At 68.2% G+C, this 7,653-nt stretch carries 7 protein-coding genes; 2 read left to right on the forward strand and 5 right to left on the reverse strand.

Going from position 1 to position 7,653, the window contains the following annotated elements; all coding sequences use genetic code 11:
- Nucleotides 1–114: 114 nt before the first annotated feature.
- The 4 genes from GD1_RS23415 to GD1_RS23430 are packed head-to-tail and all read right to left on the reverse strand — an operon-like array spanning nt 115 to nt 4,253.
- Nucleotides 115–1,851, reverse strand: coding sequence for a sodium/solute symporter (locus GD1_RS23415; RefSeq protein WP_059039917.1), 1,737 nt, complete (start codon nt 1,849–1,851; stop codon nt 115–117).
- Nucleotides 1,851–2,234 (reverse strand): hypothetical protein, encoded by a 384-nt coding sequence (locus GD1_RS23420; protein WP_020793931.1) that lies wholly within the window; start codon nt 2,232–2,234, stop codon nt 1,851–1,853. The genes GD1_RS23415 and GD1_RS23420 overlap by 1 nt, the downstream gene beginning before the upstream one ends.
- Nucleotides 2,231–3,016, reverse strand: a complete 786-nt coding sequence (locus GD1_RS23425; RefSeq protein ID WP_059039919.1) for a LytR/AlgR family response regulator transcription factor — start codon at nt 3,014–3,016, stop codon at nt 2,231–2,233. Before GD1_RS23425 ends, GD1_RS23420 begins: the two co-directional genes overlap by 4 nt.
- Nucleotides 3,017–3,038: 22 nt before the next feature.
- Nucleotides 3,039–4,253: a sensor histidine kinase gene (locus GD1_RS23430; protein WP_059039921.1), complete on the reverse strand. Its 1,215-nt coding sequence runs from the start codon at nt 4,251–4,253 to the stop codon at nt 3,039–3,041.
- A 142-nt stretch (nt 4,254–4,395) separates the two neighbouring features.
- Between GD1_RS23430 and GD1_RS23435 the strand changes: the two genes are divergently transcribed.
- Nucleotides 4,396–5,178 carry a helix-turn-helix transcriptional regulator gene (locus GD1_RS23435; RefSeq protein ID WP_244882993.1) on the forward strand — a complete coding sequence of 261 codons (783 nt, stop codon included), beginning with the start codon at nt 4,396–4,398 and terminating at the stop codon, nt 5,176–5,178.
- 90 nt (nt 5,179–5,268) lie between these two features.
- Here the strand turns inward: GD1_RS23435 and GD1_RS23440 are convergent, their stop codons facing one another.
- On the reverse strand, nt 5,269–6,126 hold the full coding sequence (locus GD1_RS23440) for an SDR family NAD(P)-dependent oxidoreductase (RefSeq protein WP_059039923.1): 858 nt from the start codon (nt 6,124–6,126) through the stop codon (nt 5,269–5,271).
- Nucleotides 6,127–6,328: 202 nt separating this feature from the next.
- On the opposite strand from GD1_RS23440, the gene GD1_RS23445 reads away from it, so the two are divergent.
- Nucleotides 6,329–7,498, forward strand: coding sequence for an LLM class flavin-dependent oxidoreductase (locus GD1_RS23445; RefSeq protein WP_053777123.1), 1,170 nt, complete (start codon nt 6,329–6,331; stop codon nt 7,496–7,498).
- Nucleotides 7,499–7,653 lie beyond the last annotated feature (155 nt).

Below are 7,653 nucleotides of genomic sequence, written 5' to 3' on the forward strand. Positions count from 1 at the left end.
GAGGTTGCGGTAGTGCGGTGGTGAGTTGGTTACGGTGATTGAGCCGGTACCGAGCGTAGCGAGGCACCGTGTCGAAATCTCCGCAGCCCGACGTCGGATCCGGTTGCGGAAACCCTACTCCGGCAGTCGTTCCACGCCCATACCCACCCGCTCCGGGACGTGCATCCGGGCAAAGGTGCGGGCCAGATCGCGGGGGACTCCGCGTCGGGTCGCGAGACTCACCGCCACCATCGTCGCGAATGCCAGGGGCACCGTCACCGCGGCGGGATAGCCGATGATGACGGCGGGCCAGCCGCCGAGCGCTTCGTCGTCGATCACCCCGGCGATCGCCAGCGACGTCGCGAGCCCGGACGACACCCCGCCGACGACGAGTCCGGTGATCGCGCCGGCCGGGGTGAGGCCGCGCCACCAGATCCCCAGGACCAGCAGCGGACACAACGTCGACGCGGCGACCGCGAACACCAGACCCACCGTCCGGGACAGTTCCAAGGAGGTGGCGGCCAGCGACAGGATCACCGGGATCACACCGCCGATCACCGCGGCGACCCGGAAGTCGCGGATGCGCCCCGACAACACATCCGTCGACAACGCCCCGGCCACACTCACCAGCAGCCCCGACGACGTCGCCAGGAACGCCGCGATCGCACCGGCGGCGACGAGGGCGCCGAGGAACTGACCGGCGAAACCACTGATCGCCGCCGACGGCAACAGCAGCACCGCGGCGTCGGCGGTACCGGTGATCAGCAGTTGCGGCACATAGAGTCTCGCGAACACCCCGAGGAGCAGCGGAAACAGATAGAACAGGCCGAGCAGGGCGATCACGGTGAGTGCGGTGCGGCGTGCGGTCCGCCCGTCGGGGTTGGTGTAGAACCGCACCAGCACATGCGGCAGGCCCATCGTGCCGAGGAACGTGGCGATGATGATCGAGTACACCTGGTACAGCGGATGGGCGCCACCGAGCCCGCCACCGGTGGAGATCCACGACGACCCGGTCGTCGGGGCGCCGGCGACGACGGGCGTGGCCGCGTCGGCGTCCAGATGGATGACGGTGCCCTCACCCAGCGTGTACGTGCCGGGCCGGGGGATCGCCGCATCGGCGACGGTCTCGCCGTCGAGCACTCCGGTCACCCGCACCCCGTCGGTCTCGGTCACGGTGACCACCGTCGGGGTGGTGACGTCGACGGTGGTGGCCTGGTCGACGCGGGGTGGTGCGGCCTCACCGACCGGTTGCCGGTCACCGAGGAAGACCACCACGAGCGCCAGGGCGGGGACCCCGATCGCGGTCAGTTTGAGCCAGTACTGGAAGGCCTGCACAAAGGTGATCGACCGCATGCCGCCGCCGACCACGTTCACCACGACGATCAGTCCGACGGCCACCGCCCCCACCCAGATCGGCACGCCGAGAAGGATGTTCAGGGTGAGCCCGGCGCCCTGGAACTGCGGGATCAGATACAGCACGCAGACGCACACCACCACGCACATCGCGGTCAGCCGTGCGGGGCGGGAGGAGAGCCGGAACTCGGTGAAATCCGGGACCGTGTACGCCCCGGAGCGGCGCAGCGGTGCCGCCACGAACAACAGCAGACCCAGATAGCCCGCGGTGAATCCGACCGGATACCACAGCGCATCGGCACCGTATTTGGCGACGAGCCCCGCGACGCCGAGAAACGATGCCGCCGAGAGGTACTCGCCGGAGATGGCGGCGGCATTCCAGCGGGAGCCGACGGCGCGCGAGGCCACCAGGAAGTCCGAGGTGGTGCGGGCGAATCGTCCACCGTAGGCGCCGATCACCAGAGTCACGCCGGCGGCCAGCAGCAAGGCGACCCCGGTGAGCGCATCCGCCCCCGACATCAGCGCGGGCCCTCGTCGTCGACGACACCCATGAAGTCTCGTTCGGCCTGTTCGGCCAGACGCACAAACAACCGGCCCGCCCCGTAGAGCACCGGATAGAGCAGCACACCGAGGACCAGCCAGGACAATCGGATTCCGAAGACCGAGTACTCGACCAGGGTGGGGAACACCAGGCCCGCCACCGGGATCAGCGAGATCAGGACGGTCAGACTCAGCCCGAGTCGCAGGGCCAGACCCAACTGTGCGCGCATCAGCCCCCGCACCAGGGCATCACCGACCTCGGTCTGCTCCTGGACCTCCACGCGGGTGCGCACCATCCGCGCACCGCGACGCCGTGCGAGGACGACGCGTTCGCGGTGCGGCTGCTCGGGTGGTCGGGTCATCCCCGATCGTCCCCGGATCGATAGGAACGCATGGGATCTCGGATCAGCCGGTCCTTGAGTTCGCGGACCTGGCGTCGGCTCACCGGCAGTTCGGTGGCCTCCGAGGCGCCGTTGGCCCGCACACACACCACCGTGCCCGAGCCCGCCGTGCGCAGCCCGGTGACCATCGGCAACGCCACCAGATACGACCGATGCACGCGGGCGAAACCGTGATCCTGCCACCGTGATTCGAGGACCGACAGCGGGATGCGCACCAGGTGGGCGCCCTGCACCGAATGCAGTCGGGCGTAGTCGCCGACGGCCTCCACCCAGGAGATGCTGTCGCGGCGCACCAGCGACGTCACGCCGCCGAGCTCGACGGGGATCACGTCGTCGTCGGGACGAGTGGTCTCGGCAGGGGGCTCCGGCGCCGGCGCCGAGCGCGCGGCGGCAACCCGCTCGACGGCCTGCGCGAGGCGTTCGGTGCGCAGCGGTTTGAGCAGATAGTCGAGCGCTCCCACCTCGAAGGCGTCCACCGCACGGTCGTCGTGGGCGGTCACGAACACCACCGCGGGCGGCGCGCTGAGTTTGCCGAGGACGGTGGCCAATTCGATCCCCGACAGCCCGGGCATGTTGATGTCGAGGAACACCGCGTCGATCGCATGGTCGTTGAGTTCGCGCAGGGCATGGGTGGCGTCGCCGGCCTGGTAGACCTGTCCGATCTCCGGGTGCCGGTCGAGCAGGTAGGCGAGCTCGTCGAGGGCAGGTCGCTCGTCGTCGACCGCCAGCACGGTGAGGGTCATCGTCGGTTCACTCCCATCCTCGTCACACCCGCACCCCAGCACGGAACTTCGGTACCCGCATGCCGACCTTGGTACCCGCCCCGATCCCGGTGTCGACCACAAGACCGTAGTCGTTGCCGAATGCCGCCCGCAGCCGATGGTCGACATTGGTCAGGCCGACGTGCGCCCCCGACGACTCGCTGCTCGAGGCCTCCGCAGGCGGGTCGAGCGCGTCGATGTCGCCGGAGCGCAACAGTTCCGGGTCCATCCCCACGCCGTCGTCCTCGACGGTGATCACGCAGTCCGATCCCTCGTCGCGGGCGATGATGGTGATGGTCCCGCCGCCCTTGGCGGCCAGGCCGTGGCGCACGGCGTTCTCCACCAGCGGCTGCAATGCCAGGAACGGCAGGACGACGCCGAGTACCTCGGGTGCCACCTGTAGCCGCACCTCCAGGGACGGGCCGAACCGGGCGCGCTCGAGGGTGAGGTAACGGTCGATGTTGCGCAGTTCGTCCGACAGCAGCGTGAACTCGCCGGCCGCACGGAACGAGTAGCGGGTGAAGTCGGCGAAGTCGACGATCAGCTCGCGGGCCCGGTCCGGGTCGGTGCGGACGAACGACGCGATCGTGTTGAGCGCGTTGTAGATGAAGTGCGGGCTGATCTGCGCGCGCAGCGCGAGCACCTCGGCACGGTCGAGCCGGGCCCGGGATGCGTCGAGCTCGGCGAGCTCGATCTGGTTCGACACATACCGCGCGACCTCGGCGATGGCCCCCAGCTTGCCCGGACCGGGACGTCCGGCGGTGGCCACCACCAGCGCCCCGACGCCGGTGTCGTCGGCGATCAGCGGCTGCGCGATCAGCGCCCGCACGGGGGAGTCGGGTCCGCACGGATCGTTGACGAGCACGCGCCGGCCCCGCGTCACGGCATCGGCGGCCGCGTCACCGGCGGCATCGACGACCGGCCCGGCCCAGATCGACGACTCGTCGGGATCGTGGGCCAGCAGCATGCCGGTGGCGTCATACAGCGCCACTCCGTCGGCGGCGGTCAGCGAGCGCAGCGGTCCCAATGCGGCCCGCGCCGACTCCGCCGACAACCCGCCACGCAGCGACGTCGCGGCCTGCGACGCGGTGTGCAGTGCCTCGTGGACGGCACGTTCGGTGGGGGTGGCCACCACACGGCGGGTACGGATGAGCGCCACCAGACCGAGCACCACACCCACGGCGACCACCGCGAGTGTCACCGCCAGACCGCTAGACATCGCAACTCACATCAGTGATTGTCGCCTGCCCGACCCGTTCGATATCAACTCCGATGAGCGAGGACCAGGGCACTCCACCACCTGCCGACGAGGGGCCGCACCGATACTGGGCGCGCGGTGTGATCCATACTACAATGCGACCGTGGTCACAGCTCGAACAGGAACAGGTGCAGGCAGCGTCCTGGACTCTCTGCCTGATCGGCACGTCCGCGCGGTGATGCGGGTGCTGGAACGCTGTGCCGGGATCGACGACCCCGAGCGGTTCCGGTTCACCGTCGTCGACGCGATCAGATCGACCTTCGGGATCCGCGACGTCACCTTCTTCGCCGGGGCCTCCTACGACGCCGCGTTCGCCGACCCGAATCCCGTCCTGACCGGAGCGGCCGCCCCCTTGCTCGACGAGTACCAGGCCCGCTGGCGCGACAAGGACGTGTTCGCGACCGACCGGGCCCGCAGAATCCTCCAGCGTGACGGCTACCTCGAAGTCGCCGATCTGCAGGCGTTGCCGGCGCCGCAGCACTCCTACGTCGTCGACTACCTGGTCCCGAACGGGATGACGGTGGCCTCGGCCATCCACCTGCGGACCCGATCCGGGGATGCGCTGGTGGGGATGTTCGACTCGCGGCGCCAGTTCGACCGCGACGACGTCGTCGCCGTGAGATTCCTCGCGACCCAGCTGCGCGCACATGCCTCCGCGGTGTCGTTCGACACCGGAGATCAACTCAGGGTGCTGCTCTCACCCCGACAACTCGACGTCGCCAAGCTGGTGGCCCGCGGCCTCAGCAACGCCGAGATCGCCCGCGAGATGACGCTCACCGAACAGTCGGTGAAGAAGTACGTCAGTCGGATCTTCACGGCGACAGGGTGCCCGAATCGGGCTGCGCTGACCGCCCGGGTCCTCACCGAATCCCCGCGCGGCGGGTGAACCGGACGACGGGGGTCCGCCGCCCCGCGTCCGATCCTCCCGGGTCTGATCCTCCTGCGTTCAATCCTCGTACGTTGAATCCTCGTGCGTTCACCTACCCTGAGGCCGATTCGCCTGGGCGGTGAATTCCTCTGCCGCGGTGACGACATCGGTGGCGAACGTCCCCAGGGTCACCGACGTCGCCCCGCCGTCGACGGGGATGACCACACCGTTGACGTAGTCCGACATGTCCGAGGCCAGAAACGTTGCCACCGAGGCGATGTCCTCGGGATATCCGACACGGCGGCTCGGTTGGGTGGGTCCGAGACGATCGGCGAGGAACTGCAGGAACTCGCCGGATCGTGCGTCCTCCACCCCGAAGGTGCGCGACATGATCGGTGTCATGATGATCCCCGGTGCGATCCCGTTGGACCGGATGCCCAGCGGACCCAACTCGGCCGCGGCCTGCCGGATCAGCCCCACCACAGCATGTTTGGCGATGGTGTAGCCCGTCGTGCTCCAACCGCCTTGCAGGGCGGCCGCACTGCAGGTCGAGATGATCGAACCGCCGCTCTCCTGGTTCACGAACTGGCGGGCCGCATGGCTGTGGCCGAGGAGTACCGAGCGGGTCAGCAAGGCGATGGTGCGATCGAACCCGGCGGCATCCGTCTCCAGGATCGGCGACGGATCACCCTGTGCTCCGGCATTGTTCACCATCACGTCGAGTCGTCCGAAGGTGCTGACGGCGAGATCGACCGCGGCGGCGATGTCGTCCTCCGAGGTCACGTCGGTGTGCACATAGCGTGCCGCTGCACCGAGTTCGTCGGACAATGCGGTGCCGGCGTCGTCGGCGATGTCGCACAGGATCACCTGTCCGCCTTCGGCGATGAACCGTCGGGCCACGCCCTGGCCGATTCCGCTGGCCGCTCCGGTGACCACGGCGACCTTCCCGTTGAGCAGTGATGACATTCGTTCCTCCGTCGTGGTTGTCCGCAGGTGGCGGTGAGTGCAAGCTAGCAGCGGGCTCGACGGTGGTGACAGTCCTCGAAAGAGGACGTCCACATCGACTGCGGGGCAACCGATTGTCCTCTTTCGCGGACTGGTATTCGGCCCGGTGCGCGACCTACCGTGAGGTCATCGCACTGTTACTCACATCACATCGGAGGTCCTGATGGCCAACCTGAAGTTCGGAACGTTCCTGGCACCCATCCACGAGCCGGGGCAGAATCCGACGCTGTTGATGCACCGGGACATCGAACTCGTCCGGTACCTGGAGGAACTGGGCTACGACGAGGCGTGGTTCGGCGAGCATCATTCGGCGGGTGCCGAGATCTACGCCTCGCCGGAGCTGATGATCGCCCACGCCGGCGCCAAGACCAATCGAATCAAGCTCGGTACCGGTGTCACGTCGGTGTCGTATCACAATCCGTTGTGGGCGGCCGAGCGGATGGTGATGCTCGACCACCTCACCCGTGGCCGGGCCATGTTCGGTCTCGGGCCGGGTTCGCTGCCCACCGACGCCGCGATGCTGGGCCTGTCGCAGATCGACACCCGAGAACTGTTGGCGGAGAACGCCGACATCATCATGCGACTGCTCCGTGGTGAGACGGTGTCGGCCAAGACCCGCACCCATGAACTCTTCGACGCCAAGATCCAGATGGCGCCCTACTCCGACCCGCTCTTCGACGTGGTGGTCGCCGCCGTCGCCTCCCCGTCGGGTGCGCGTCTGGCCGGCATGCACGGCATCGGCCTGCTGTCCATCGCGGCGACCCTCACTGCCGACGGATTCAGCGCTCTGCAGCATCATTGGGGAATCCTGGAGGAGTACGCCGCACAGTCCGGGCGTACCGCCGACATCGACCGGTCCGCCTGGCGTCTGGTGGGGCCGTTCCACATCGCCGAGACCAAGGAACAGGCCTACCGCGATGTCGCCCACGGCATCGAGTACTGGTTCAACTACCTCCAGCATGTCGCGGCATTCCCGCAGATGAACGTCCTCGGTGAGAACAAGCAGGAGATGATCGACTTCATCAACACCTCCGGGATCGGCGTCATCGGCACCGCCGAGGAAGCGCGCGAACAGGTTCAGCGGCTCATCGATCAGTCGGGTGGCTTCGGGACCCTGCTGATCCAGGGTCATGACTGGGCCAACCCGGCCGCCACCCGCCGCTCCTTCGAACTGTTCGCCCAGGACGTCATCCCGTACTTCCAGGGGCAGGCGCAGCCCATGCTGGACGCGGCCGAACGTGCCGCTGCGGTTCGGGAGGGGCAGGCCGCCGATCACGCCCGGGCCCTCGAGCACATGACGAAGAAGTACGAGGCGGAGATGGGACGGGTATGAGCGGCGCGACGACGCAGGCAGGCTGACCGACCCCACTCGATCAGCTACCGGCCGTTGCGCTGACCCCTTGACTCTGCCTAGCGACGAGTCGATTCGAAACCTCTGTCGGCCGAGTTGCCAAGGTGACCACTTCTGGGGTGGTCGCCATCCGACGT

Source organism: Gordonia desulfuricans NBRC 100010, assembly GCF_001485495.1.
Classification (GTDB): domain Bacteria; phylum Actinomycetota; class Actinomycetes; order Mycobacteriales; family Mycobacteriaceae; genus Gordonia; species Gordonia desulfuricans.